At 67.9% G+C, this 26,183-nt stretch carries 25 protein-coding genes and 1 tRNA gene; 7 read left to right on the top strand and 19 right to left on the bottom strand.

Features of this window, described 5'->3' with window-relative positions:
• Window positions 1-140: 140 nt before the first annotated feature.
• Genes LZ686_RS04245 through LZ686_RS04260 form a run of 4 tightly spaced genes read right to left on the bottom strand, consistent with a single transcriptional unit; the run spans window position 141 to window position 5,965 of the window.
• Window positions 141-782, bottom strand: a complete 642-nt coding sequence (locus LZ686_RS04245) for an aminotransferase class IV (protein WP_349547078.1) — start codon at window positions 780-782, stop codon at window positions 141-143.
• Window positions 743-1,873, bottom strand: a complete 1,131-nt coding sequence (locus tag LZ686_RS04250) for an aminodeoxychorismate synthase component I (protein ID WP_349547079.1) — start codon at window positions 1,871-1,873, stop codon at window positions 743-745. Before LZ686_RS04250 ends, LZ686_RS04245 begins: the two co-directional genes overlap by 40 nt.
• A complete protein-coding gene (mfd, locus tag LZ686_RS04255; protein WP_349547080.1) occupies window positions 1,870-5,352 on the bottom strand; it encodes a transcription-repair coupling factor in 3,483 nt (1,160 codons plus the stop codon). The genes LZ686_RS04250 and mfd overlap by 4 nt, the downstream gene beginning before the upstream one ends.
• Before the next feature lie 40 nt (window positions 5,353-5,392).
• Window positions 5,393-5,965: a hypothetical protein gene (locus tag LZ686_RS04260; protein WP_046001078.1), complete on the bottom strand. Its 573-nt coding sequence runs from the start codon at window positions 5,963-5,965 to the stop codon at window positions 5,393-5,395.
• A gap of 94 nt (window positions 5,966-6,059) precedes the next feature.
• On the opposite strand from LZ686_RS04260, the gene hemB reads away from it, so the two are divergent.
• Window positions 6,060-7,055 carry a porphobilinogen synthase gene (hemB, locus tag LZ686_RS04265; RefSeq protein ID WP_252929511.1) on the top strand — a complete coding sequence of 332 codons (996 nt, stop codon included), beginning with the start codon at window positions 6,060-6,062 and terminating at the stop codon, window positions 7,053-7,055.
• Window positions 7,056-7,125: 70 nt separating this feature from the next.
• Window positions 7,126-7,752: a lipid-binding SYLF domain-containing protein gene (locus LZ686_RS04270; protein WP_349547081.1), complete on the top strand. Its 627-nt coding sequence runs from the start codon at window positions 7,126-7,128 to the stop codon at window positions 7,750-7,752.
• On the opposite strand, the gene LZ686_RS04275 is transcribed toward LZ686_RS04270, so the two are convergent.
• The 3 genes from LZ686_RS04275 to LZ686_RS04285 all read right to left on the bottom strand — a co-directional run bounded on the left by LZ686_RS04275 (window position 7,749) and on the right by LZ686_RS04285 (window position 9,900).
• Window positions 7,749-8,462 carry an intradiol ring-cleavage dioxygenase gene (locus LZ686_RS04275; RefSeq protein WP_295169990.1) on the bottom strand — a complete coding sequence of 238 codons (714 nt, stop codon included), beginning with the start codon at window positions 8,460-8,462 and terminating at the stop codon, window positions 7,749-7,751. The genes LZ686_RS04270 and LZ686_RS04275 overlap by 4 nt on opposite strands.
• Window positions 8,463-8,528: 66 nt before the next feature.
• Window positions 8,529-9,179, bottom strand: coding sequence for a GntR family transcriptional regulator (locus LZ686_RS04280; RefSeq protein WP_045982968.1), 651 nt, complete (start codon window positions 9,177-9,179; stop codon window positions 8,529-8,531).
• A gap of 25 nt (window positions 9,180-9,204) precedes the next feature.
• Entirely contained in the window at window positions 9,205-9,900 is a 696-nt protein-coding gene (locus LZ686_RS04285) for a M48 family metallopeptidase (protein WP_349547082.1), read from the bottom strand.
• Window positions 9,901-9,997: 97 nt separating this feature from the next.
• On the opposite strand from LZ686_RS04285, the gene LZ686_RS04290 reads away from it, so the two are divergent.
• Both LZ686_RS04290 and LZ686_RS04295 read left to right on the top strand, forming a co-directional pair.
• Window positions 9,998-10,315, top strand: a complete 318-nt coding sequence (locus LZ686_RS04290; RefSeq protein WP_045982970.1) for an FYDLN acid domain-containing protein — start codon at window positions 9,998-10,000, stop codon at window positions 10,313-10,315.
• A gap of 190 nt (window positions 10,316-10,505) precedes the next feature.
• A tRNA-Ala gene (locus LZ686_RS04295) sits at window positions 10,506-10,581 on the top strand.
• Between the two features lie 44 nt (window positions 10,582-10,625).
• Here the strand turns inward: LZ686_RS04295 and LZ686_RS04300 are convergent.
• The 4 genes from LZ686_RS04300 to LZ686_RS04315 form a co-directional block, all read right to left on the bottom strand.
• Complete coding sequence (locus LZ686_RS04300) at window positions 10,626-12,428, bottom strand: hypothetical protein (RefSeq protein ID WP_349547083.1); 1,803 nt, start codon at window positions 12,426-12,428, stop codon at window positions 10,626-10,628.
• A gap of 106 nt (window positions 12,429-12,534) precedes the next feature.
• Window positions 12,535-13,665 carry a glycosyltransferase 61 family protein gene (locus tag LZ686_RS04305; RefSeq protein WP_217845530.1) on the bottom strand — a complete coding sequence of 377 codons (1,131 nt, stop codon included), beginning with the start codon at window positions 13,663-13,665 and terminating at the stop codon, window positions 12,535-12,537.
• A gap of 212 nt (window positions 13,666-13,877) precedes the next feature.
• Window positions 13,878-14,390 carry a GNAT family N-acetyltransferase gene (locus tag LZ686_RS04310; RefSeq protein WP_349547084.1) on the bottom strand — a complete coding sequence of 171 codons (513 nt, stop codon included), beginning with the start codon at window positions 14,388-14,390 and terminating at the stop codon, window positions 13,878-13,880.
• 110 nt (window positions 14,391-14,500) lie between these two features.
• On the bottom strand, window positions 14,501-15,208 hold the full coding sequence (locus tag LZ686_RS04315; protein ID WP_349547085.1) for a GntR family transcriptional regulator: 708 nt from the start codon (window positions 15,206-15,208) through the stop codon (window positions 14,501-14,503).
• Between the two features lie 198 nt (window positions 15,209-15,406).
• On the opposite strand from LZ686_RS04315, the gene LZ686_RS04320 reads away from it, so the two are divergent.
• Window positions 15,407-16,618: a CaiB/BaiF CoA transferase family protein gene (locus LZ686_RS04320; RefSeq protein ID WP_148911941.1), complete on the top strand. Its 1,212-nt coding sequence runs from the start codon at window positions 15,407-15,409 to the stop codon at window positions 16,616-16,618.
• Window positions 16,615-17,505 carry a hydroxymethylglutaryl-CoA lyase gene (locus tag LZ686_RS04325; RefSeq protein ID WP_349547086.1) on the top strand — a complete coding sequence of 297 codons (891 nt, stop codon included), beginning with the start codon at window positions 16,615-16,617 and terminating at the stop codon, window positions 17,503-17,505. The genes LZ686_RS04320 and LZ686_RS04325 overlap by 4 nt, the downstream gene beginning before the upstream one ends.
• A 39-nt stretch (window positions 17,506-17,544) precedes the next feature.
• Here LZ686_RS04325 and LZ686_RS04330 read toward each other — a convergent pair whose 3' ends face one another.
• Genes LZ686_RS04330 through dctP form a run of 3 tightly spaced genes read right to left on the bottom strand, consistent with a single transcriptional unit; the run spans window position 17,545 to window position 20,373 of the window.
• A complete protein-coding gene (locus LZ686_RS04330; protein ID WP_349547087.1) occupies window positions 17,545-18,813 on the bottom strand; it encodes a TRAP transporter large permease in 1,269 nt (422 codons plus the stop codon).
• The gene (locus tag LZ686_RS04335; protein WP_045982976.1) at window positions 18,810-19,367 is read right to left on the bottom strand and encodes a TRAP transporter small permease; all 558 of its coding nucleotides are present in this window, start codon (window positions 19,365-19,367) and stop codon (window positions 18,810-18,812) included. Before LZ686_RS04335 ends, LZ686_RS04330 begins: the two co-directional genes overlap by 4 nt.
• Before the next feature lie 10 nt (window positions 19,368-19,377).
• On the bottom strand, window positions 19,378-20,373 hold the full coding sequence (gene dctP, locus LZ686_RS04340; RefSeq protein ID WP_127899028.1) for a TRAP transporter substrate-binding protein DctP: 996 nt from the start codon (window positions 20,371-20,373) through the stop codon (window positions 19,378-19,380).
• Window positions 20,374-20,725: 352 nt separating this feature from the next.
• Here dctP and LZ686_RS04345 point away from each other — a divergent pair, with 352 nt between their 5' ends.
• Window positions 20,726-21,004, top strand: coding sequence for an SH3 domain-containing protein (locus LZ686_RS04345; protein WP_045982978.1), 279 nt, complete (start codon window positions 20,726-20,728; stop codon window positions 21,002-21,004).
• 6 nt (window positions 21,005-21,010) lie between these two features.
• On the opposite strand, the gene LZ686_RS04350 is transcribed toward LZ686_RS04345, so the two are convergent.
• The 5 genes from LZ686_RS04350 to LZ686_RS04370 form a co-directional block, all read right to left on the bottom strand.
• Entirely contained in the window at window positions 21,011-21,997 is a 987-nt protein-coding gene (locus LZ686_RS04350) for a methylenetetrahydrofolate reductase (protein WP_349547088.1), read from the bottom strand.
• Entirely contained in the window at window positions 21,994-22,569 is a 576-nt protein-coding gene (locus LZ686_RS04355; RefSeq protein WP_349547089.1) for a methylenetetrahydrofolate reductase C-terminal domain-containing protein, read from the bottom strand. Before LZ686_RS04355 ends, LZ686_RS04350 begins: the two co-directional genes overlap by 4 nt.
• Window positions 22,570-22,954: 385 nt before the next feature.
• Entirely contained in the window at window positions 22,955-24,097 is a 1,143-nt protein-coding gene (locus LZ686_RS04360) for a glycine cleavage T C-terminal barrel domain-containing protein (protein ID WP_349547090.1), read from the bottom strand.
• A 170-nt stretch (window positions 24,098-24,267) separates the two neighbouring features.
• Window positions 24,268-24,765, bottom strand: coding sequence for an Lrp/AsnC family transcriptional regulator (locus LZ686_RS04365; RefSeq protein WP_127899031.1), 498 nt, complete (start codon window positions 24,763-24,765; stop codon window positions 24,268-24,270).
• Between the two features lie 84 nt (window positions 24,766-24,849).
• A complete protein-coding gene (locus LZ686_RS04370) occupies window positions 24,850-26,181 on the bottom strand; it encodes a glutamine synthetase family protein (RefSeq protein WP_046001093.1) in 1,332 nt (443 codons plus the stop codon).
• Between the last annotated feature and the right edge of the window lie 2 nt (window positions 26,182-26,183).

Raw genomic sequence — 26,183 nt, forward strand, 5'->3', positions numbered from 1 at the left:
GCGGGGCCTTTTTCGTCATGGGCCGACGTTCCTGAATGCCGCCGCCCATGAACCAGAACCGACGATCGCGACAAGGGATGCGGGGGCGACGCCCCCCGCGCGGGGCGGGCCCCCTCGATTGGGGTCCGCCCCGCTCCCGATCAAGGTGTAATCAGCCGTGCCGGGATCAAGCCGCGTAAGGCATTGCCGCAGTAAAGCTGGCCGTGCTGCAGATCCGCCACCGTCAGCACGGCGTCCTGTGCCCGACCATCGGCCAGCAGCGTCTCGCGCAGGACGCCCGGCAGCAACCCGCTGCGCGACGGCGGCGTCAGCAGTCGACCATCGCGGCGCAGGAAGATGTTGGTGATCGTGCCCTCGCACAGCTCCCCGTCGGCGTTCCTCAGCAACCCTTCGTCGATGCCGGGTGGCAGCGCCGCGCGGGCGGCGTCATAGATCGGTCGATGCGATGTCTTGATCCGCAACCATGGGTCGCCCGCCTCAAGGCGCATGTCCGACAGGACCACCCGCCAGACCGCCGGGTTCGGCGGCAGCGGTGCATGGGTCAGAGCGACCTGCCCCCCCTGATCCACCGACAGCCGCGCCCGAAGAACCGCACCACGCGGCAGCCCCGCCAACGCCGCCGTGACGCTGTCTTCGTCCAGCGCGATCCCGGTGGCTGCGCAGCCGCGGCGCAGACGTGCCAAGTGGCGCGGCCACAGGGGGATACGGCCGTCCGCCTCGGCGCGCATGGTCTCGAAGACGGTCAGACCGTCGGGGATCTGCCCAAGAATGCGGCCTTGCACAGTGCTTCCTCCCATTCGGACCCGGCTTGGCTGTCATGCACGATGCCGCCGCCGACATTCAGGCGCAACCGCCCCGGCGTTTCCACCCAAGGCGACCGGATCGCCACGTTGAACCGCATTGGCCCCGCCGGATCGACCCATCCGATGGCCCCGCAATAAACCTCGCGCGCGGCGCCCTCCAGATCGGCGATGATCTGCATCGACCGGACCTTGGGCGCTCCGGTGATCGACCCGCAGGGAAACAGCGCCGCCAGGATCTGAGCCAGCCCCGCGTCGGGCACCAGCTGACCCTGCACTGTCGAGACCATCTGATGCACGGTGGCATAGGTCTCGACATGGAACAGCTGCGGGACGCGAACGGTGCCAGGCAGGCAGATGCGGCTGATGTCGTTGCGCAGCAGGTCGACGATCATCAGGTTCTCGGCCCGGTTCTTGGCCGATCCGTGCAGCGCCTGCGCGGCCTGCGCGTCATTTGCCGGGGTGTCGCCGCGTGCGGCCGTGCCCTTCATCGGTCGGGTGGTGATGCGCCTGTCGGCATCGACGGCAAAGAACAGCTCGGGCGAGCGTGACAGGACGACCGGCCCACCCAGATCGACAAAGGCCCCCTCGCCCACCGGCTGTCGGGCGGCCAGCGCGGCATAGATCGCCAAGGGATCGCCCTCAACCTTGGCCTGCAGTGGGAATGTCAGGTTGATCTGATAGGTGTCGCCTGATTCGATCAGTCCGTGCACGGCCGCGATGGCCGCGTCATAGCGCGCGCGATCCCACAGGGGGCGCACCGCGCCGATGGCGACGCCGTCAGGCGACGGCAGGGGATCCGCCGGGTGCGGGCCGTCAAAGACCCCCATCAGGATCAGCGGCATCTGCCGGTCCGCAGGCATCAGCCCGGCCAGCCGCGGGATCAGCGCGTGACCCAGTTCGTAGGACAGATACCCCGCCAGCCAGCAACCCCGCTCGGTCGCCGCCTGCATCGCGGCCAGGGCCGGGCCCACGCCCGCCGCGCTGTCCGCCCGGATGATCGCCTGCGGGGCGCGGAACAGCGTGCCATCGCCCAGGGGCCCGGTGTCGAACCGGATCTGCCCGCCCGTCACGTGGCGGCCTTTTTCGCGGCGGCGCGGCCTTCCTTTATCTTGGCCGCCAGATCGCGCGCCACGGCGAAGGCGCCCTTGATGCGTTCGCCGTCGGTGGCAAAGTCGCGCTTCAGCACGATCTTGTTGTCGGTGACCTTGGCGGTGCCGCGTTCATCGGACAGGAAATCGACCAGCCCGGCGGGGTTGGGGAACTTGTCCTGATGGAACTGGACCGTGATGCCCTTGGGGCCCACGTCCAGCTTGGCGATGTTGGCGCGCTTTGCCATCGCCTTGATGCGGATCACCAGCAGCAGCGTGTTGACCTCGCGCGGCAGCGGGCCGAAGCGGTCGATCAGTTCCGCCGCAAAGCCCTCCAGCTCGACCTTGGTCGTCAGGTCGGCCAGGCGTCGATACAGACCCAGCCGCACGTCCAGATCGGGGATATAGCTGTCGGGAATGGTCACCGGCACACCCAGGTTCAGCTGCGGCGCCCATTCATCCTCGGGCGTGCCCTCCAGCTCTCCGGATTTCAGCTTGGCGATCGTCTCCTCCAGCATAGCCTGGTACAGCTCGAACCCGACCTCCTTGATGTGGCCCGACTGCTCCTCTCCCAGAAGGTTGCCGGCACCGCGCAGGTCAAGGTCCTGGGACGCCAGGTTGAAGCCCGCGCCCAGGCCGTCGATGTTGCCCAGGAACTTCAGCCGCCGCATCGCCTGCGGCGTCAGCGGCGCACGCGGCTTGGTGGTCAGGTACGCATAGGCCCGCGCCTTGGAACGACCCACGCGACCGCGGATCTGGTACAGCTGCGACAGGCCGAACATGTCGGCACGCCAGACGATCATCGTGTTCGCGGTCGGGATATCCAGCCCCGATTCGACGATGGTCGTCGCCAGCAGGATGTCGTGGCTGCCGTCGTAGAAGGCGTTCATGCGGCTGTCCAGGTCGCCCGCCGCCAGCTGGCCATGCGCCACGATATAGGACAGCTCGGGCATGTTCTCGGTCAGCCAGTGCTCGATCTCGGGCAGGTCGGTCAGGCGGGGCACGACAAAGAACGACTGCCCGCCGCGATACTTCTCGCGCAGCAGCGCCTCGCGGATGGTGACGGTGTCGAATTCGCTGACATAGGTGCGGATCGCCAGGCGGTCGACCGGCGGCGTGCCGATCACAGACAGGTCGCGCACCCCCGTCAGCGACAGCTGCAGCGTGCGCGGAATGGGCGTCGCGGTCAGGGTCAGCACGTGGATGTCGCTGCGCAGCTCCTTGAGCCGCTCCTTGTGGCCGACGCCGAAATGCTGCTCCTCGTCGATGATGAGCAGGCCCAGGTTCTTGAACCGCACGCCCTTGGCCAGCACTGCATGAGTGCCCACGACGATGTCCACGCTGCCGTCCGACAGGCCGGTGCGGGTGGCCGACGCGTCCTTGGCGCTGACAAAGCGCGACAGCGGGCGGACGGTGATGGCGGTACCGCGAAACCGTTCGACGAAGCTGCGGTAATGCTGGCGGGCCAGCAGGGTCGTGGGGGCCACCACGGCGACCTGCATCCCCTGGCTGGCCGCGATGAAGGCCGCGCGCATGGCGACCTCGGTCTTGCCGAACCCCACGTCGCCCACGATCAGGCGGTCCATCGGGCGACCGATGGCCAGATCGCCGGCCACGTCCTCGATGGCGGACAGTTGGTCGTCGGTCTCGCTGTAGGGGAAGCGCGCGGCAAAGGCCTGCCAGTCGTGGTCGTCGGGCTCCAGCACCGGGGCAGGACGCAGCAGGCGTTCGGCGGCGACGCGCATCAGCTTGTCGGCGATCAGCTTGATGCGTTCCTTCAGCTTGGCCTTGCGGGCCTGCCAGGCTCCGCCGCCAAGCCGGTCCAGCAGGCCCTCCTCGTGGCCGTACCGCGACAGCAGCTCGATGTTCTCGACCGGCACAAACAGCCGGTCGCCGCCTGCATATTCCAGCGCCACGCAGTCATGCGGGACCTTCATCGCCATGATCGTCTCGATGCCGGTGTATCGGCCGATGCCGTGTTCGACATGCACGACCAGATCGCCCGGCGACAGGGTCTGGGTGTCCTTCAGGAAATTGTCGGCCTTGCGCCGTTTCTTGGCGCCACGGATCAGCCGGTCGCCCAGCACATCCTGTTCCGAGATCACCGCCAGCCGCCCCAAGGCGCTGCCGTCGGCCACGAAACCCTCATCCAGGGGCCAGACCGTCAGGCCGATGCTGCCCGGCTGGTCCGGCAGGTCGCGGATGTCCGCGATGGGCTTGGCCCCGGCCAGCCCCTCGTCCGTCAGAAGACCGGACAGGCGTTCGCGTGCACCGTCGGAAAAGCTGGCGATGATGACGCGGTGGGTGCGCGCCAGCGCCTTGACGTGATCGGCAAGCGCGCCGAACAGGTTGATCTGCTCGGCCTGGCGTTCGGGGGCAAAGTTGCGCCCCTGGCGGCCGCCCGCGTCCAGCACGCCCGGCCCGGGCGGCTGCTGCAGGACCGATAGGCGCAGTACCCGGTGCGGGGCCAGCCAAGCGGCCCATTCGGCATCGGTCGGAAACATCGCGTCGGGTGGCACGGGCTTGTAGACCGTGTCGGCCCGCCCCTTGGCGGCCATCGCGGCGCGACGCGCCTCGAACTGTTCGCGGATCATCGTGCGGCGGGCGTCGATCACCTGGCCGATGTGATCGTCCAGCACCACCGACGCGCCGGGGGCATAGTCGAACAGGCTCTCCATCCGGTCGTGAAACCACGGCAGCCAATGTTCCATGCCGGCCGTCTTGCGGCCCGCGCTGACGCTTTCGTACAGCGGATCGCTGGTCCCGCCGCCGTATTCGGTGCGATAGCTTTGCCGGAACCGGGTGATCGAGGGTTCGTCCAGGATGACCTCGGACATCGGCGCCAGCTCGATCCGGTCCAGCTTTTCGGTGGTGCGCTGCGTGTCGGGATCGAACCGCCGCGCGCCGTCCAGCACGTCGCCGAACAGGTCCATGCGGATCGGGCCGGTGGTGCCGGGGGGATAGATGTCGATGATGCCCCCGCGGATCGCGTAATCGCCCGGGTCGGTCACGGTCGCGGTCTGCGCGAACCCCATGCGCACCAGGAACTCGCGCAGGGCGACCTCGTCGATGCGGTCGCCCACGCGCGCGATGAAGGCCGTGCCGCGGACCAGATCGCGGGCCGGCACACGCTGCAGCACCGCATTCAGCGTGGTCAGCAGGACGAACGGTCCCTTGATGCGCCCCTGCGCCAGACCCGCCAGCGTCGCCATGCGCGCGGCCTGAACCTCGGGCGCCGGAGAGATGCGGTCATAGGGCGTCGTGTCCCAGGCCGGGAAATCCAGCACCGGCAGATGCGGTGCCATGAAGGCCAGCGCCTGGCGCATCGCCTCCATGCGGCGGTCGTCGCGGGCCACGTGGATCACGGGCGCGCCACGGTTCTCGGGTCGCGCCGCCTCGCGCGCGATCAGCGCGGCGTCATAGCCTTCGGGCGCACCGGACAGGATCAGCTTGTCGGACATGGATGCTGACCTAAGCGGCTGCGCGGGGAAGTCAAGCGGGCTAGAAGCCAACGGGATGCAGGACCGTCCACAATGCCCCCCACAACGCCGTCACCGCGACCGCGATCATCGACAGGATCGTCACGAAGCGCTTGTGCCAGACCATCGCGCGGGCCGCATCGCCCGCCGCCTGCGACACGGGGGCGCGCCCCTCCTGCGCGGCATGGACCAGCGGCACCAGACGCCGTGCCAGGCGCACGCGCATCCAGAACAGCACCCAGAACGGCAGCAGCAGCAGCGTCAGCGCCTGTGCCATCTCCAGCCAGAAGACGAAACCCAGCACCGCCAGCGAGGTCATCAGGAAGCTGGTGACGCCCAGAAAGGCTGCCCCCTCGCGCGGGCGCAGCTGCCAGCGGGGCAGGATCAGCGACAGCCAGTCCAGCAGCGTGATGACCGCCGGTCCCTGCGCATCGTCGCCCGCCAGCGACGCCCGGGCGCGGGCCAGGACCTCGGTCGGGATGCCCAGCACGCTGCGGCCGGCTACCGACCACATGCCGATCAGCACAAGCCAGAACCAGATCGTCGAAAAGGACCGGCTGCCCAGAAGCCCGATCAGGTTGTCGAATTGCGGCACGGGCAGTTCCTTGTCCTTGTCTGTGCGCGACCTTAGAACGGGTTTCAACCAAGGAAAAGCGGCACGGTTGCCCCACCCCAGACAGGAGGCCCCCATGGCCAGTCCCATCATCGCCCCCTTCCCCGCCGGCCGCCTGCGCCGGCTGCGCCGCAACGCCAACATCCGCGCGATGGTGTCGGAACGGAACCTGACCCCCGCCAACCTGATCTGGCCGATCTTCGTGACCGAGGTCTCCGGCGCCGAGGGCGAGATCGCCTCGATGCCCGGGGTCGAACGCCTGACCCTGGACGGCGCGCGCCGGGCGGCGGAACGGGCGGCGCGGCTGAACATCCCCGCGATCTGCATCTTTCCCCATTCCGACCAGGCCAGCCGCACCGACGACTGCGCGCGTGCATGGGATCCCGACAATATCGGCAACCTGGCCATCCGCGCGGTCAAAGAGGAGGTCCCCGACTTGGTCGTGATGACCGACATCGCGCTGGACCCCTATAACGCCAACGGCCATGACGGGCTGGTCCGGGACGGAGAGATCCTGAACGACGAGACCATCGAGGCGCTGGTGCGCATGGCGCTGGTCCAGGCCGATTGCGGCGCGGACATCCTGGGGCCAAGCGACATGATGGACGGGCGCATCGCCGCCCTGCGCGCCGCCCTGGAACGCCATGACCACAAGAACGTCGCGATCCTGTCCTATGCCGCGAAATTCGCCAGCGCGTTCTACGGGCCGTTCCGCGACGCGGTGGGTGCATCGGGCCGGCTGGTGGGCGACAAGAAGACCTATCAGATCAACCCCGCCAACCGCGGCGAGGCGATCCGCTGCGTCGCGCGCGACCTGGCCGAGGGCGCGGACATGGTCATGGTGAAACCCGGCATGCCCTATCTGGACATTTGCCGGGCCGTGAAGGACGAATTTGGCGCGCCCACCTTCGCCTATCAGGTCAGCGGCGAATACGCGATGATCGAGGGGGCGATCCGCAACGGCTGGCTGTCGCGCGACGCGATGGTGGAAAGCCTGCTGGGCTTCCGCCGCGCGGGCTGCGACGGGGTGCTTAGCTACTTTGCGCCGACGGTGGCCGAAATGCTGGCATGACGCCGGTGGCTGGCGTATCTTGCGCGCCAACGGGCCGAGACGAGCCCCGCACCCCGACACGAGGCGACACATGACCCACCCGATCCACCTGTCCCGTCGCAACCTGCTGCTGACCGGGGGCGCGGCCCTGCTGGTTGCCGGCTGCAGCAACGCGGTCGGCAGCGACGCGGCCGCCCAGCTGGATGCGCGCGTCGACCAGACGCACCAGTATCTGGTGACCACCTATCCCGCATCCCAACCCCTGCTGCAGAACGCCCGCGGCGTGCTGTACATGCCCCTGATGACCGAGGCCGCGCTTGGCTTTGGCGGCGCCTATGGCCAGGGCGCGCTGCGGATCGGCGGGCAGACCGTCGACTATTACTCGGCCACCCGCGCCACCGTCGGGCTTCAGGCGGGCGCGCAGCAATACGCGCATGTGCTGATCTTCCAGGACGAACAGGCGCTGACCGCGTTCCGTGCGGCACCGGGCTGGACCGCGGGTGCCGGGGCCTATTACGCGCTGCCGTCGGGAGGCATGGCGGTGGGGGCCGATACGTTCAGCGCCCAGTTCCCGGTCGTGGCGATGATCTTCGGCCAGTCGGGCCTGATCGCCGGTGCGGCGATCGAGGGGACGAAATACACCCGCGTCATCCCCTCGGCCCTGCCCATCGTCCAGTTCGGCAATCTGGGCCTGCCGCCGATGGGCGTGCAGGGCTAGGACCGCGACAACAGCGCCCCGCGGTCATCGGCCAGCCCGATGACCATCGCGGCCTCGAACCCGCCCTCGACCTGCGTGACCTCGGCATAGGCGCCCTGCCCCGCGCGGCGCGCGATGCCGTCCTGATCGTTGAAGATCCGCCCCCGCGTGCTGTCGCGGGCGTAATCGGGCAGCTGGTCGAAGACCGCACGGCTGAAGCGGTCGGGAAAGAAGATCTGACCGGTCAGCAGGTCGCGTTCCCCCAGCAGCACCTTGAAATGCACATGCGCCGTGCGGCCCTTATACCATCCGGGCCAGATGGTGCGGAACGCCGCCCGCCCGGCCTGGTTGGTCACCTGCGCGCCGCGCAGGAAGGTCTCTCCGCTCAGGTCGCCCTGCTGCTGGCCGGGATAGCCGCTGTAGTTGCCCTGCGCATCGCAATGCCAGACATCCACCCGCGCGCCCTGGATGGGCCGGCAGGCCGCATCCACCACCTGCAACCGCAGCGCCAGCGGATAGCCGGCACGCCCGTCGCGGATGTCGCCGCGCATCAGGCGCGGATCGAAGTAGAACGGCCCCTGCGTCGTCGCCGGGGTCACCTGGCAGACGTTCGCGGCGATCAGCCGGGCGGCACGGGCATCCTGGGCCAGCGCCTGCCCCACCGCCCCGATGCCCAGGACGGACGGCGCGGCGATGGCCAGGCTTCGCAACAGCTGACGGCGGTCGATCATCGGGCATCTCCTGTGGTCGGGAGGCCATGATGCCCGGCGGGGCGCGCGGGCAAAGTCACATTGCCGTCAGGCGCCCTCGGTCGAGGTCAGGTGCCGCAGGCCGTGCGTCACGTCGGCCCGCACCGCCAGGCGCAGCGCGGGCTCGTCTCCGGCGCGCAGCGCGGCCAGGATCATGCGGTGATGGCGCGGCGGTTCGTTGCGCCGCACACGACCATAAAGCGCGCGCATCGTCGGTCCCAGCTGCAGCCAGATCGTCTCCAGCATGGCCAGCATCGCGGGAGCCTGCGCCCGCAGATACAGCATGCGGTGAAAATCCAGGTTGCAGCGGATATAACCCACGGCATCGTGGCGCTCGACGGCATCCGCGATCCGCCCGTTCATCACCGCCAGACGGTCGATCAGCGCGAAATGCGCCCGCGGCAGGGCGCGGGCGGCCAACTCGGGCTCGATCAGCGCGCGCAGGGCGGCCAGTTCCTCGATCCGGTCGTCGGACAGGGCGGGCGTGGCCACGCGTCCCGATCCCGACAGGGTCAGCGCGCCTTCGGCGACCAGGCGGCGCACGGCCTCGCGCGCGGGGGTCATCGACAGGTTGTGATCGCGCGCGATGCCGCGCAGCGTCAGCGCCTTGCCCGGCGGCAGTTCCCCCAGCATGATCTGGCTGCGCAGGCTGCGATACAGGCGTTCATGGGCGGTGGGGTCGGTCGGGCTCATGGCCATGATGTGATCACAAATCCGGGCTGCGTCAATCGCGGAACCGCCACAGCATCAGATCGCCCCCCTGCGCGCGCAGCCACGCCCGATGCGGGGCGTGACCGGGCATCAGCGCCTCGACCTGGGCCCAGAACCGGGCCGAATGATCCATATGCGCCAGATGCGCGACCTCGTGCGCCGCGACATAGTCCAGCACGACCGGCGGCGCCATCGCCAGGCGCCACGAGAACATCAGCCGCCCGTCATGGGTACAGCTGCCCCACCGGGACCGCGTGTCGCGCAGGGCGATGGCGGCATAGGGGCGCCCCAGTGCCTCCGCAAATCGGTCGCAGGCCACCCGCAGGCGCAGCATCGCCAGATGCTTCAGCCAAGCGGCCGCAACGGCGCCCGCCGGGCGTCCTTCGGGGATCAGCAGGCGGTCGTCCTGAACCTGGGCGCGCCGCACCGGCGCCGGTGTCAGGATCAGCGCCCGCCCCTCGACCGGCAGGGCCGCGCCGGGCACCGCCGCCTGTCGCAGGGGCAGCCGGCCCACCGCCGCGCGCAGCCAGTCCCGGCGCGACCGCGCGAAATCCTGCCCCTCGGCCAGGGGCACCCCCACGGGCAGGGTCAGCACCGCGCCCGACCCGTCGCGGGGCACGCGCAGGGTCATCCGCCGTGCGCGCGACGACCGTCGCAGACGCACCACCAGCCCCTCTTCGATGATGATCCGCTGATCGCCGCTTGCCATGCCCGCCTTGGCCTGCCAGATAAAGCCTTTGACACCCCTTGGCCTCTGTGGCAGGGGATCACCCGATTTCCCCTAATCGCGGCTGAAGGAGAATACCATGCCCAAAGAGGAATGGGGCACCAAACGCCTGTGCCCGCATTGCGCCACCCGCTTTTACGACCTGAAGGCAGATCCGATGACCTGCCCGGCCTGCGGGAACACGTTCACGGTGACCAGCCTGACCGACGGTCGTGGCAAGACGCTTGTGACCGAGAAGACGGCCGCGGCGAACGATGACGACGAACTGGTCGACGACGAAGAGGATATCGCCGACGACGCGGGCGAGATCGACGACGACCTGCTGGAAGAGGACGACGACGACGGCGACGTGTCGCTGGACGACATCGCCGATGTCGCGGGCGACGAAGAGGAATAAGACCCAAGGCCGCGCCCGAAATGGCGCGGCCTTCTTCGTTGCGGCGCATCGATGCGGAGCGCCGCGCAGGCCTGCCGGGGGAATTTCCGGAAACTGCACGACGCCGCCGATTTTCCGCTTGCACCCCGCCGCGCCCCCTCCTATAGACCCCACACGCGGCGGCGCAGACGCGCTTCGCGGACCTCACGGTGGGGCCATAGCTCAGTTGGTAGAGCGCTTGAATGGCATTCAAGAGGTCAGGGGTTCGATTCCCCTTGGCTCCACCATTAGACATTCCAGACAGCTGATCCGACCCGCAAGGCCGACCTGTCTAGACGTCGATCTCGAAGCCTGGCAGCCAGCGGTGCAGCATCGTCCCCGGCAGGTGAACGGCCGGGCGCGACAGCGTCGTGCGCAACAGGCCGCGGCGGGCCGGATGGGCATTCCCCTCGACCCGCATGTTCTGGCGCTGCATCGCATAGCGCACGCCGGTAACCGGCCCGTCGATGGTCAGGTGCAGATCATGGCCGTCAAGGGCCAGCGCGGTGATCGTGCCGCCGCCGGTGACCTCGACGCCCAGAAACGCGTCGATGCCCCGGCCGCCATAAGGCGAGGCCTGATGGCCCGCCAGGGCTTCGTCCGGGCGCAGGGCAAAGCGCAATGTGATCCGGTCGCCCTGACGCCGTGCGGTCGGGCGCGGGATCGTCCAGCCGCGCCCTGCCATGGTTTCTTGCAGGGCCCATGCCGCCAGCTCTCCCATGATGCGGGAATGATGCAGGTCCGGGTGCACGCGGTCGGACAGGGCCGAGGGATAGATCGGCCCCACCATCACGGCATCGTCGCGCCCGGCCACGAAGGCCAGCTGATCGGCGGCGGCATGGTTCGTGTCGCTGCCGTGATGCGACTGGTCCGACCCCGCGGTCTGCATCAACAGGATCATCTTGCGCGCGGCGGGGTAAAGATCGTCCAGCCGGGCCCGGATGCGGTTCCAGTGCGCCTGCAAGGCGTTCAGATACACACCCGGCGCGGCCTGGCGGTCGGCTTCTCCCTGGATCCAGAAATAGACGACCGTCTCTGGGGCGCTCCCCTCCCGCAGATACGCAAGGTGCGTGCCGTCGATGATCATGTCCATGTTGTGACGGACCAACCCGTCGGGGTCCTCCAACAGCGCGATCGACTGACCGGCGACGGGATTTCCGGAGATGCTGATCGGCGCGAAACGCTGAACGTCCTCTGCCTCTTCCCCGTGTCCAACCAGGGCCTGCGCCATTGGCAGGGCCGGCGGAACCGGCTTGGATATCCTGACACGCGTGAACTCGGCCTCAGACAGCGCAACAGGACCGCTGCGCTTCTGCAAACCCTGCAGCTCAATGATGCGACGCTCGGGCCCGGTGTGGATTCCGCTCAGCATTTGCACATTCAGACGGGCGATGTCAGCCAGCGCAAGCTTGTCGACAGCCGGGACATCGGGACCAAGGGCCAAGGATTGGCCATTGAAATGAATCAGCAACGGTGATCCGCTCACCGCTTCGTCTGCACTGCCCCGGCGGGACGAAAGCCAGTCGCGCAGTGCACCGATATCGGTTTCGTTCAGAACCTGAAGCGTCAGATCATGAAGTGTCACGGCGGCCTTGGTACCGGCGTGAATCTGTCGAATCTGCAACAGCGGCATTGCATCGAAGGCTGCGGCCTCTTCGATCAGGCCATCCTCATGACAGGTCAGCAGATGGCCGGACGCCGTCAATACAAAGCAGACCGTCCGCCGCGTGTTCAGCTTGCTTGCGAAATCAACCCGGGCGGTTCCGACCCTCGCAACCCAATGGGTTCCCATATCGCGGAACGACAAACTCAGCCCGCTCTGATCGATCAATGACAGCAGGGTGCCGTGCGGAGATGGCTCTTTCTGTGAAAAGCATATTTCGACCAGAATGGCCTCTGCCTGCAGCAACGCCGTCGCAGGGAGGACGCATCGCAGGCTGGTGCCCCGGACAATATTGATCCCATCCGGCCCGGCGGACAGAACCGTGCCGGGCGGATGCGCCCTGAGCGAAAGGTCGCGCTGGCCCCGCAGCGTAACTGCGGCGACCTGACTGTCCGGAGTGGCAGGCAGCGTCAGGACCGTGGGCGCGGGCACCGATGCGCCATCCGACCCCGGGGTCGAGCCGTCGGACGCGTTGCTGCCGGTCATCGGGGCAGCGACAACCGGCCGGACCTGCCCGATGCCGAGAGATCATGGCCCCTCATGCCGACGCCTTGGCCGTTCTTCTGGCGTGACGTTCCAGATTTTCGTCCAACGGGTTGAAGGCCTGACCGTGCAGGTCGGCGATTCGCTGCAGATCCGCGTCGCGCTGGCTGTCGGTCAGCGCGGGCCAGGGCGTGTCGCCGCTGATCATGCCCCGGTCGCGCAGCATCCGCCAGGTCCGCGGAAAGTCCATCTCGCCGAACGACCCACGTCCGGGGCGCAGCGCGCCGCCCTGAACCCAGTCGCGTTCCAAGGTGTTGATCTCGAACGCGGTCATGCCGGTGAAGGTCTGCAGCTGGCGCACGAAGCCGGGTGCAAAATCCATGCTGCGCCGGGTCAGGATCGCCACCCGCTGCGCGGCATTGCCGACATAGGCCATCATGTGCAGCGGAGAGCAGTCGACCGTGATGATGTCCCGCGCGGCCTTGTAGTGCGCGATCTGGACCGCCGCAGGGTGCTTTTGCGGATGGAACATCTGATAGCCTTCCTGGGCCAGATACCCTTCCAGCAAGCTTTCGGCGATCAGGCCGCCGCGCTGCGCGGGCAGGAGGCTGCGCGAGACATAGATCCGTTCGGGCCCCGCCGGGTCGATCCCCGCGCCGGCATGCGCGCCGACAAAGTCGCGGAACTTGGCGCTGCCGACGGTCAGATCGCCCATGCCGACGCCTTGGCGCGGCACGTGCAGACGCTCGACCCGGGTGGGCGTGGTGATGCAGCGGACCGGCACATCCAGTCCAAGCGAATCCATCAGCGGCCGCAGGGCCTTGAGCATCGGTTCCAGGTTGGCCGAGCTTTGCTTGGGCGTGAACAGCACGCCATCGATCTGGCCCCGCAGCGCGTCCAGCGCCCATGCACGGGCAAAGCTTTCGGTGATGAAATGGCCGAAATGGCCGTACAGCGTCCCCCCGAACATCCAGCAGCCGGACAGGGTTTCGACCGTGTCGGGCATGGCGGGCGCAGCGTTCACGGGCTCCCGGCTGTTCGACCAGCTGATCGAGTTTTCGACCATCCGCCCGTCGGGTGTCAGAACGCCCGACGCCTGCTGGCGGCCCCGCCCGTCAACGGGCGGTGGCACCAGGATCGCGTCCTGAACAAGAACCAGATCGTCGGGGGCTTCGAGGTCGAACATCGTCAAACGCTCCGATGGCTGCAAATCTTCGGGATGAAATGGTACATGATGCTTCAACTTAGGAGAGAACGGTACAGGACCGGAACGATCCGGTCCAGCCGCTACACGCCCCGGCCACGCTCAAATGCAGCAAATGCCGTTCGGACGGACGGGATGACCGCGGCAATCCACCCCGGCGGCATTCCCGTCCGGCGCGCCGTGGTGTCGTGGCCCTATCGGGCGATGGCCCGGCTGAACACGTCGTTCGGATAGGTCTGATCGGCGATCCGGAACGCCGTGGTGCCGACCCTGTCGAACCCGTTTCCTTGATAGAAGGCGATCGCCGGGGCGTTCTCGGCATTCGTGGTCAGCCAGACCGAACCGGCGCCCTTGCCCGCCGCATGGTCCAATCCCTGGTGGAGAAGCGCCCGACCCAGACCGCGGCCTTGGTGCCGCGGCTGGACATAGAGGGTGGATATCTCGGTCGTGGAGCAGCCAGCGACGGGCGCCGCCTTTCCGCTGCTGATGCGGATGAACGCGTCCGGCCCGTCGTCGTTCTGAGAGACGATGACATGTTCGTCCGGGTCGCCGATCACCGCGGCCAGCCTTGCGGGTGTGAACTGTGTCAGGGCGTAGGTGGCAAAAGCGTCGCTGACGCCGCGACGGATGTATGTGCCCAGCCAGACCTCGATCGAGATGGCGGCAAGCATCGGGGCATCGGAAGGTTCGGCAAGGCGAAATCTCATGCCATCGCCTTTGATCGGGACGTTGCGTGCGGCAACCTGCTCATGCGCCGCAAATCCGGCAGGATATCGGCGCCGCAGATGGCCGCGTTCCGATGGTTGGTCGGGTGCGATCAGTCATCGCCGCCAGCCTGGAACAGGCTTTCGGCGGACGCGTCCGGGGCGGGATCGCTGTCCATCGTATCCTCGGCGGACAGGATGTGGACCTGCATCATGCGTTCTGCCCAGTGCGGCTTGCGGGCGGCGATGGCGGCGGCGATCTCCAGGTGATGCTGTGCCGAACGGCGCCGCTGCTGGGGCGTGAAGCGGCGGAAGGTGCGCGTGACCAGCGCCACGTCGACCGTCGCGCGGATCAGGTGCATCAGCCTGGGGGACTGCGTCGCCTCGGCGATCAGCGCGTGGAACCGGGCGTTTTCCTGGTCGATGCCGGCGATCAGGGCCTCGCTGTCCTCGGCGACCTGCGCCAGCGCCTGCATGCGGTGGGCGGAGGCGGTCAGCGCCTCGATCTGGGCAGGCGTCGCGCGTTCGGCGGCCTTGGCGGCGGCATAGGATTCCAGCCGCAACCGCAGTTCGAAGATCTCGCGGACCTCGTCGGCGTCGGGGACCACGCACCACAGCCCCTGCCCCTTGCGACGCTCCAGCAGTCCCTCCAGCAGCAGGCGCTTGATCGCCTCGCGGATGGGCGTGCGCGAGATGCCCAGGTCCTCGGCCAGCCCGACCTCGGTCACCTTGCGGTCGGACGGCAGGCGTCGCTCCAGAATCGCCTGGCGCAGTTCGCGATAGGCCCGCCTGGACGCACTTTCGGCTGATTCCGGCTGCATCTCGAACCCTTCCGCCACGTGCTGCTGGGGCGCAGTTCATCATCTGGTCGGGGGCATTACAATCCCCGGCAATGAGTGCAGGAAAGCAGGCATGCTTCACTGGAACCATAGAAAATCGATCTTCAGCCATAAAAAATGGATACAAATTTCAGGCCGCGCGGATTAAACCCGTCATGAACGCATCAGGGAGGGATGGCGATGACAGGGAAAGCACCGTTCGGGCCGCTGCAGGGCCTGCGGGTCGTCGAGATGGGGCAGCTTTTGGCGGGACCGTTCGTCGGCAGCCGCTGCGCCGATTTCGGGGCCGAGGTCATCAAGGTCGAGGCGCCGGGCAGCGGCGATCCGATCCGCAGCTGGGGCCGCCTGCAGCACGAGGGCAAGACGCTGTGGTGGCCGATCATGGCACGCAACAAGAAATCCGTCTCGATCAACCTGCGTGCCGCCGAGGGGCAGGAGCTGGCGCGGTCGCTGATCGCGCAGGCCGATGTCCTGATCGAGAACTTCAAGCCCGGCACCCTGGAACGCTGGGGCATGAGCCCGGAGCAGCTGCACGCCCTGAACCCCGGGCTGGTGATCGTGCGGGTCTCGGGCTTTGGCCAGACTGGCCCCTATGCGGCGCGACCCGGCTTTGCGTCGGTGGGCGAGGCGATGTCGGGGCTGCGCTATATCAACGGCTATCCGGACATGCCGCCGCCGCGCTATGGCATCTCGCTTGGCGACACGCTGACGGCGCTGTTCGCGTTCGAGGGGATGATGATGGCGCTGTATCACCGCGACCGGAACGGCGGGCGCGGCCAGGTGGTGGACGCGGCCATCACCGAAAGCTGCTTTGCGATGCTGGAAAGCACGGTCACGGAATATTCCAAGGCCGGAGAGGTCCGCCAGCCGTCCGGCACCGGGCTTGCCAAGATCGCGCCGTCGAACATCTATCCGGCCAGGGACGGCACCTATGTGGTGATCGCGGCCAATGTGGATGCGATGTTCCGCCGTCTGACGCAGGCGATGGGCCAGCCGCATCTGGCGGACGATCCGCGCTTCGTGACCCATATCGCGCGGGGCGAGAACGCGGAGCTGCTGGATTCGATGATTGCGACCTGGTCCGCGTCGCTGGACGTGGCCGACCTGACCGCGCGGCTGGAGCAGTTCGGCGTGGTCTTCGGCCCGATCAACTCGATCGCCGAGGTGGTCCAGGACCCGCATTTCCGCGAACGCGGCATGGTGCGTGACCATCACGACGACGACTTCGGCACGATCACCGTCCCCGGCGTCTTCCCGGTCCTGTCCGAGACGCCCGGCGACATCGCCTGGCTGGGCCCGCAGCAGGTGGGCGCGCACAACGCCGAGATCTATGCCCGGATCGGCCTTGGCGAGGAGACGATCGAGGATCTCAAGGCGCGGGGCGTGATATGAGCGTCACGATCTGCGAGGTCGGCCCGCGCGACGGGCTGCAGAACCTGCCGCGCCTGTTCTCGGTCCAGGAACGGGCGCATCTGATCGCCGAACTGGCGGCCGCGGGGCTGCGCCAGATCGAAGCCGTCAGCATGGTGAACCCGGCCCGCGTCCCGCAGATGGCGGATGCCGAGGCGGTGCTGGACGCGCTGCCGCCCCTGCCGGCGGTCCAGCTGTCGGCCCTGGTCCTGAACCGCAGGGGGGCCGAACGGGTCCTGGCGACCGGGGTGCGCGAACTGCGCTTTGCGGTCGTCGCGTCGGACACGTTCTGCCGGCGCAACCAGAACATGGGCAGCGACGACAGCCTCGCGGCCTTTGCCGCCGTGGCGCCGATGGTCGGCCAGGCCGGGCGGCAGCTGACCGGCGTGATCGCCACCGCCTATGGCTGCCCGTTCGAGGGAGAGATCGCGCCCGCGCGGATCGCGCAGATGGCAGAGGCGCTGCGCGCGGCGGGCGCCGACCGGATCGTGCTGGCCGACACGATCGGCGTCGCCGCCCCCCGCGACATCGCGCGGGTCCATGACGCCTGCCGCGACGCGCTGGACGGCATTGCCTGGGGCGTGCACCTGCACAACACCCGCAACACTGGCTTTGCCAACCTGATGACCGCGCTGGAACGCGGCGCCGGCATCATCGATGCGTCCATCGGGGGGCTTGGCGGCTGTCCCTTCGCGCCCCGCGCCACCGGCAACATCGCGACCGAGGACGTGCATTACCTGCTGCACCGCGAGGGGATCGACACCGGCCTGGATCACGACCGGCTGGCCCTGCTGGTGGAGTGGCTGGCCGAACGCGTGCCGGACAAGATCACCGGCCAGCTGGCCCGCGCAGGCTGGTTCGGCGCCTGACCTGCATCGGCGCCCGGCCGTCCGGCCGGGCGCCGATCACTACAGCCCCGGTATCGCCAGGACGATCTGCGGGAACAGCGCGATCAGGAACACCGACCCCAGCATGATCGCGACAAAGGGCAGCGCGCCCTTGGCCACCACCGACAATGGCGCGCGGTCCAGCGACTGGATCACGAACAGGTTCAGCCCGACCGGCGGGGTGATCAGCGCGACCTCGATCAGCAGCACGAAGAAGATGCCGAACCAGATCGGATCGATGCCAAGCGCGATCACCGTCGGCATCAGCACCGGCACCATGATCAGCAGCATCGACATGCTCTCCAGGAAGAAGCCGATGAAGATCAGCATGACCGCGATCAGCAGCAGCGCCAGCGTCGCCGTGTTGAAGTAGTCCTCGAACAGCCAGGCCAGTTGCGCGGGCAGCTGATAGAGGGTGATCGCCTGGCCGAAGATCTTGGCGCCGATGACGATCAGGAAGATGACCGTCGTCGTCTTGACCGTGTCGCGCACCGCGCCCAGGAACACCGCACGGCTGAGCCGCCCGCCTGCCCCCAGGATCAGCAACGCGACGGACGCGCCGATGCCCGAGGCCTCGGTCGGGGTGAAGATCCCGCCATAGATGCCGCCCAGGATCGTGCCCGCCAGCAGCAGCGTCGGCAGGGCGCGCCGCGTCGCGGCCAGACGTTCGGGCCATGTCGCGCGCGGCATCGCCTGATGCGTGCCCTGGATCGCCGATGCGATGACGACATAGATGCCGAACAGCACGATCAGCAGGATGCCCGGACCGACGCCGGCCAGAAACAGCTGGCCGATGCTTTGTTCGGTGATCGCGCCATAGATGATCAGCGGAACCGAGGGCGGAATGATGATCCCCAGCGTGCCGCCTGCCGCCATCAGGCCCAATGTCAGGCTGCGCGAATAGCCGCGCTTGACCATCTCGGGGATGGCAACGGTGCCGACGGTCGCGGCCGTGGTGATCGAGCTGCCCGAAATGGCCGAGAAGACTCCGCAGGACAGCAGCGCCGCGATGCCCAGGCCGCCGGGCCAATGCCCGACCCAGCTCTGCATCGCGACGAACAGGTCGCGCCCGATCCCCCCGCGCAGCAGCAGGTTCGACATCAGCAGGAACAGCGGGATGGCCAGCAGCACGAAATCGTTGATGCCGCCGAACAGCGTGCTGGCGACCATCGACAGCGGCAACCCGTCGATGGCCAGCAGGCCCGCACCCAGGATGCCCAGCGTGAAGGCCACCGGAATGCCGGTCATCAGCAGCGCCAGAAGCGCGCCGAAGATCAGGAACGGGGTCATCGTCCGGCCTCCCCAGGGGCGTTGTGCGACAGCTCCTGTTCGGCGCTGCTGGCGAAATCGGGGGCGGGACGGCCCGGCAGCCGGATCAGGTCCGCCAGCGCCTGCAAGGCCAGGATCGCAAAGCCAAGGATGATCGGCAGTTCGGCGATCCAGGTCGGCATCCGCAGCATCGAGGGCTGGCGCCGCCCGAAGGCGATCGAATCGAGCATCGACCCCGTGGCGACCCACAGAACAAAGATCGAGAACCCGAGGATCGCCACAAGGCTCAGCGCCTCGGCCGCCTTGCGGCCTGCGGGGGGCAGTTGCCCGATGACGGCAGTGATGCGGATCATGTGCCCGTCGCGCAGGCAATAGCCCATCGCCAGGAAGGTGAGCCAGATCATCACCGTGGTCGCGACGTCCGATGTCCAATGCGTGGGGGCGCGAAAGACATAGCGCGCCACCACCTCATAGGTCAGCAGCATCGTCATGGCGACGATGCCCACCTCGGACAGGCGCGCCGCGATCAGCGACAGCCCGTCCGCCAGGCGCAGCGCGCCACGGGATGCAGTCATGCCCCTGCCCTCAGCGCAGCGCGTCCAGCGCCGTCAGAAGCTGGTCTCCCGCCTCGCCCGCCTCCTGGCGGAACTGCTCGACCGCGGGGCGGGTGGCCTCCTGCCAGACGGCGATCTGCTCGGGCGTCAGTTCGGTGACGGTCGCATGGCCGTTCTCGGCCAGCCACTGCGCGGCCTCGACATTCTCGGCCTCGGTCTCGGCGCGCATCTTCTCCTCGGCGCGGATGGCGGCCTCGGTCATCCAGGCCTGCTCCTGTTCGGACATGCTGTCCCACAGGGCCGGGTTGATGACCGCGATGAATTCGGCCAGGCCGTGGCTGGTCATGGTGACATGATCCATCACCTCATAAAGCGCGCGCGACTTGACCGCGGTGGTCCCGCTCATCCCGATATCGACCAAGCCGCGCTGATAGGCCACGAACTGCTCGGCGCCGCCGACAACCACGGCCGATCCGCCCACGGCCTCGATCAGATCGCCGGTCGGCTTGCCGGTCGCACGCACCATCTTGCCGCGCATGTCCTCCGGAGAGACGACCGGCGCGCCCTTGGACAGCATCTGCACGGGACCGTAGTCCTGCCACCACAGCACCTTGGACCCGGCCTCCAGCAGCAGGTTGTCAAAGGTCGTGCGGAACGCGCCCTCACGGTCGGCGGCGCGCGCCAGGATCTGATAGTCCGGGAACATGAACGCGACCGAGAAAATGCCGGCTGCCGGGACGGACCCCGCATATTCGTCGGCCAGCACGATGCCCATGTCGATCGCGCCGCTGGAGATCGCCTGCGGCACCTCCTGCCCCTTGAATAGCGACGCGCTGTCAAAGACGCGCACGGTCATCTCGCCGCCGGAAATCTCGTTCAGCTGTTCGGCGAAATAATGGGTGTTCGCGCCGACGGGATGGTTGGCACCGACCTGGACGGTCATGCGCAAGGTCCGCTCGGCCGATGCATCCCCGGCCATCAGGCACATCGCGCCGCTCATGACGGCAGCCGCTATCGCGTGTTTCATCACTTCCTCCCTGATATTCCCGGCCCCTCGCCGTGATCCGGCCGCTCCTCCCCGAGCGCCGACACCTTCAGATAATGCATACAATATTTTTACTGTAAAGTCGCGCAGGTATGCTGATGACGCGGTTCACGGCGCAAAAAGCAGGTTAATGAATAAAAGTATCGGCCGCCCAACATGCCTTGCACACAATTTTTGGCGGTGGTTCGTCCATTGACGGATGACCCCAATGCTTTGGGCAACGCCACCTTTCCAGCATCCAAAGCAGCGTCAATCGACCGCGACCGGTGCGAACCCGATTGCCGTCATGGGCGCGATGGTGTCGTATCGGCGGCGAAACGATCAGGGACCTACAATGCGACCATATCTTGCCGCCTTTCTTGCGCTCATGACGGTCACGGCCTGCGCGGTCGGCTCCGGCGCGGTGGTGCAGGGTGCCGGCCCCGACGACCTTCTCAAGCTGCGCGAGGGGCCGGGGCTGAACCACAGGATCATCATCGGCCTGCCCGACGGCACGCGCCTGACGCGCCAGAACTGCGTGACCACCGACGGCAAGGTCTGGTGCAGGGTGATGCTTGCCGACCGGCCCAGCGTCTCGGGCTATGTGGCGGCAGAATACCTGGCGCATCGCTGACGACGATCAGTCTGCCGGGCGCCCCTCGCGCACACCGGACTGGGCGATGATCTCGGACACCAGGTGTTCCCGGCGATAGGCCATGACATGCACGCCGCTGACGCCCGCAATCGCGCGGATCTGCTGGATCAGCTCGATGCACAGGCGTTTGCCCTCCTCGCCGGGATCGGCGGCCCGCTCCATCCGGGCGATCACCGCGTCCGGGATATGGACGCCGGGAACGTTGCTGCGCATCCAGCGCGCGGCCTTGGCCGAGGCCAGCGGGCCGACCCCGGCCAGGATGAACACCCGCCGGTCCAGGCCCAGGTCGCGGACCCGCGCCATGAAGCGCGCGAAGGTCGGGACGTCGAAGATATAGTTCGTCTGGATGAAATCCGCGCCAGCCTCGACCTTCTTGGCCAGGCGGTCGGGACGCCAGTCCAACGGCGCGATGCAGGGGTTCTCGGCCGCGCCTAGGAACATGCGCGGCGGGCTGGTGATGCGGCGGCCCGACAAAAACATGCCATCGTCGCGCATCGTCCGGATGGTGCGCAGCAGCGAGATCGAATCCAGATCGAAGACCGGTCGCGCGCCGGGCTGATCGCCCACCCCCACCCCGTCGCCGGTCAGGCACAGCACGTTGCGCACCCCCATCGCCGCCGCCCCCAGCACGTCCCCCTGGATCGCGATGCGGTTCCGGTCGCGGCAGGATATCTGATAGACCGTCCCGATCCCCGCCCGCGTCAGCAGGGCCGAGATGCCGATCGACGACATGTGGCAGTTGGCCCCCGACGCATCCGTCGCGTTGATCGCGTCGGCGACCCGGGCCAGCGGGCGCGCGGCGGCAAAGACATCCGCGGGGTCTGCGCTGTCGGGCGGGTTCAGTTCGGCGGTGACCGCGAAATGACCCTGGCGCAGCACCCGCTCCAACCGGCTGCCCGACACATGGCCGGGCGGCGGCGGGTCATAGGACGGCTGCCAGCGGTCAAAATCGACGGGCGGGAGGTCGGTCATCGGCGCGGCCCCCGGTCAGCTGGTCGCGGCTCGACCGCCAGGGGCGCGGCCGCCGGTTCATGGGCGCGGGCCTGCGGAAAGGCGCAGGCGATGGTGGCGCGGGGGGCGTCGGACGGCCCGGCCGGGTGCGCCGCCTTTTCGCGCGCCACGCGCAGCCAGGACGACGACCCCTGCAGGCTGCGGTCCACGGGCGGCTGGACGTCGCCGATCCGCGCGCCGTCGCGCATCCGGGCGGCCCCCTCCCACGCCATCACCCAGACACAGCGCATCTGCGGATCGACCTCGCAGAAGCCGCCGGGGCGCACGCCGCCGCAGGGACCGTTCCGCAATGTCTTGGGGCAGTTCATCGGGCAGGACATGCCGGTCGAGGACAGCACGCATTGCCCGCACATCCGACAGTCGAACAGCAGGCCCTTGGTCAACCGCTCGACCGCGGCGACGGGGCGTTCCAGCCGGTGATACCCGATGCGCCGGAACAGCGGGTCGAGGGCGACCAGAGCGGCCTCGAACCGGACATAGACCCATTCGAAGGCGCGGGCATGACGGACGGCAAGACGGCGAAGGTGGTACATGCTATCCGCCCCGCCGCAGGGAAGGCCGGTTGCCCATCATGTCGCCGCGTTCAGTCGCCCGACCCGATCGCGCAGCACGCGCATTCCGATCGGGCGGGGTGATTGAACTGGTCGGGCGTGTTCGCCGGGTGCCAGACCGGCGACGCACCGGGGCAACCCTGATCACCCGCCCGCATGCGACCAGCCCCTTGCGGGCGCAGGGCGACAATGCACCACGCGTCGCCGGAAAGGTGCGCCCTGCCCCGGGGGGCTGGAACGACATCGCCTTACCGGGCATCTGCATCCCCAGGCATCAGCACGCGGCGGTCCCCGGACAGAGGCACCATCCGCGTCGGGGGGCAGGACAGATCGGACATGTCTGAGGCTCCGTGATCCGGGGGCAGGGTCAGGCGACGGCGATGGTCTTCTTGGGGTCGTGAAAGGGCCGTTCGACGATGGTCGCGGACCGCGTGCCGTCCGGGGTCCGGACCTGAACCTGGGCGCCCATCTGTGCCGATCCGGCCGACAGCATCGCCAGCGCGATGTTGCGATCCAGCCGTGGCGAATGGATCGCCGAGGTGACCTTGCCCACGACCTGGCCGTCACGGGTGACGGGCCAGAAGGTCGTGTTCGGCCCCTTCAGCGGCGCGCCGTCGATCACCAGGCCGACCTGGCGGCGGGCGGGGCCGTCGGCCTTGATCCGGCGCAGCGCGTCCTTGCCGATGAAATCGGCCTCGATGTCCAGATCGACCAGCCGATCCAGACCCAGCTCATAGGGATTGGTGTCGATGTCGGCATCGGCGTGATAGGACAGCATCGCCCCCTCGATCCGGCGGATCGACGAGGTGTGGCCCGCCTTCAGCCCCAGGGGCGCACCCGCGGCCATGATCCGCTCCCACAGCGCGTCGCCACGACTGCCGTCCTGCAGATACAGCTCGTATCCCAACTCGCTGGACCAGCCGGTGCGCGACACGATCAGCGGGATGCCGTCCAGATCTACGCGGCGCAACCAGTAATAGCGCAGGTCCATGATCGCGTCGCCGAACAGCGCCCGCATCACCGCACCCGATTTCGGCCCCTGCAGCTGCAGGGGCGACACGTCCGGTTCCCTGATCGTGACGTCCATTCCCGAATGCACCGCGACCCCCTGCGCCCACAGCAGGATGTCACTGTCGGCCAGCGATATCCAGAAATGGTTTTCCGCCAGCCGCAGCAGGACCGGGTCGTTCAGGATGCCGCCCTGGGCATTCGTGATCAGCACATATTTGCACTGTCCGACCGCCATCTTGGACAGGTCGCGCGGGGTCAGCATCTGGACGAACCGCGCCGCGTCGGGGCCGGTGATCTCGACCTGACGCTCGACGGCGACGTCGCACAGGATCGCGTCGTTGATCAGGTTCCAGAAGTTCTGCACCGGATCGCCGAAGTCGCGCGGGATGTACATGTGGTTATAGACCGAGAACCCCGTGGCGCCCCATCGGACGGTCGCGTCGAAATAGGGGGACTTGCGGATCTGGGTTCCGAAACCGAAATCTTGGATCTGGGTCATCTGACGTCTTCTTCCACGAAAATGGGCCGGTGGCCGAGGCGGGACATCTGCCATCTAAGCGCGGATGCGGACGACGCACGGGCCAAATCCGGCGCGCAAACAGGCCGGTCGGGCTGTTCTTGGGGTGGACTGCAGACCGGACGGTTTTGGCCGGAGAATCCCGCGCCGGGTCAGGCGGGGTGCGCGGGCGCGCGCGTCAGCGCCTTGAGGTCGGGCTGTGCCGCCTTGACCTGTCGCGTCACGATATAGGTCATATAGCGCTGGATCCCCAGATCGGCCTCCAGCAGCGATTCCATCAGGGTCTGGAACGCCGTCAGGCTTTGGGTGACGACCTTGAGGACATAATCCATCCCGCCGCCGGTCGCGATGCATTCGGTGATCTCCGGCAGGGCGCCGATATGGCCTTCGAACCGGTCGAAATCGACCTTGCGGTGCTGCGCCAGCGATACGGTGACGACGACCTGGGTGACATTGGCAATGCGCTCCAGCGCGATGTCGGCCCGGTATCCCCGGATCAGCCCGGCCTCGCGCAGCCGCGTCAGGCGCGCCCAGCAGGGTGTGGGCGACAGGTTCACCAGCTCGGCCAGTCGCGCCTTGCTCAGCTGCCCGTGCTGCTGCACGGCCGCAAGGATGCGGATGTCGGTCGCATCAAGGCCTGGCCTGCTCATCCACCGCCTCACTTGCCGTCACGGACGGCGAACATTGCCCACGGCCCTGCTGCCCGGAAACAGGCGGGCGGCCCATCGTCGCGATCAGACCGTGTCCAGGTACAGCTCGACCGTCTCCTCGTCGGACAGCTCGGCCATGTAATGCAGTTCCTGGCGCTTGGTCATCAGATAGTTGTCGACCAGATGCGCGGGCAGGATGCGGCGGATCTCGGGGCAGCTGTCGAACGCCTCGATCGCGGCGCCCCAGTCGCCGGGCAGCTGCGCCAGCTTCTGGTCATAGGCGTTGCCCTTGAAGGGCGCGGGGGCGACCAGCTGGTCCTCGATCCCGTTCAGCGCGGCCCCCAGGATGGCGGCGATGGTCAGATAGGGGTTCACGTCGCCGCCGGCCACGCGATGCTCGATCCGCCGGGCCTTGGGGCCCGAGGAGGGGATGCGGATCGCGGCGGTGCGGTTCTCATAGGCCCAGCCGATGCCGGTCGGGGCATGGGCGTTGGGAACCAGGCGGTCAAAGCTGTTCTCGTGCGGGGCAAAGAGCAGGGTCGATCCGGGCATGGCGCGCAGGCAGCCGGCGACAGCCTGGCGCAGCGCCTCGGTCCCCTCCTCTCCGCCATTGTCGAAGATGTTTCGCCCGGCCCGGTCCAGGATCGAGAAATGCATGTGCATCCCGTTGCCTGCGAACATCTCGTAGGGCTTGGCCATGAAGCTGGCGGCAAAGCCGTAGGTCCGGGCGATGCCCTTGACCAGCATCTTGAACAGCCAGGTGTCGTCGGCGGCCTTCAGCGGATCGGCCTGATGCATCAGGTTGATCTCGAACTGTCCCGGCCCCGCCTCCGAGATGGCGGTGTCGGCGGGAATGTCCATCGCCTCGCAGGCGTCATAGAGCGTGGTGAAGAACTGGTCGAACGCGTCCAGCGCGCGCAGCGACAGGACCTCGCCGCCGGTGCGCCGCTTGCCGGATTTCGGGCTGGGCGGCACGCGCAGCGTCTTTCCGCTGTCGTCGATCAGAAAGAATTCCAGCTCGGTCGCCACCACCGGCACCAGCCCGGCCGCGACATAGCGTTCGGCCACGCGGGCCAGCGCCTGGCGCGGATCGCCGTCATAGGGGGTGCCGTCGGGATGGAACATCCACAGGGGCAGCAGTCCCGTGGGCGCGTCCAGCCACGGCATGGGCAGGAACCCCCGTTCGGTCGGCAGCAGCAGCCCGTCAGGGTCGCCGGATTCGAAGACCAGCGGGCTGTCCTCGACATCCTCGCCCCAGATGTCCAGGTTCAGGACCGAATAGGGAAACTTGGTCCCCTCCTCCAGCAGCTTGCCGGCATAGCGGGCGGGCACGCGCTTGCCCCGCGCGACACCGTTCAGGTCTGCTGCCGCGACGCGGATCGTCTTGACCTCGGGGTGTTCGCGCAGCCATTCCATGG

Origin of the sequence: Paracoccus sp. NFXS7, from assembly GCF_040148865.1 — a bacterium.
GTDB lineage: Bacteria > Pseudomonadota > Alphaproteobacteria > Rhodobacterales > Rhodobacteraceae > Paracoccus > Paracoccus marcusii.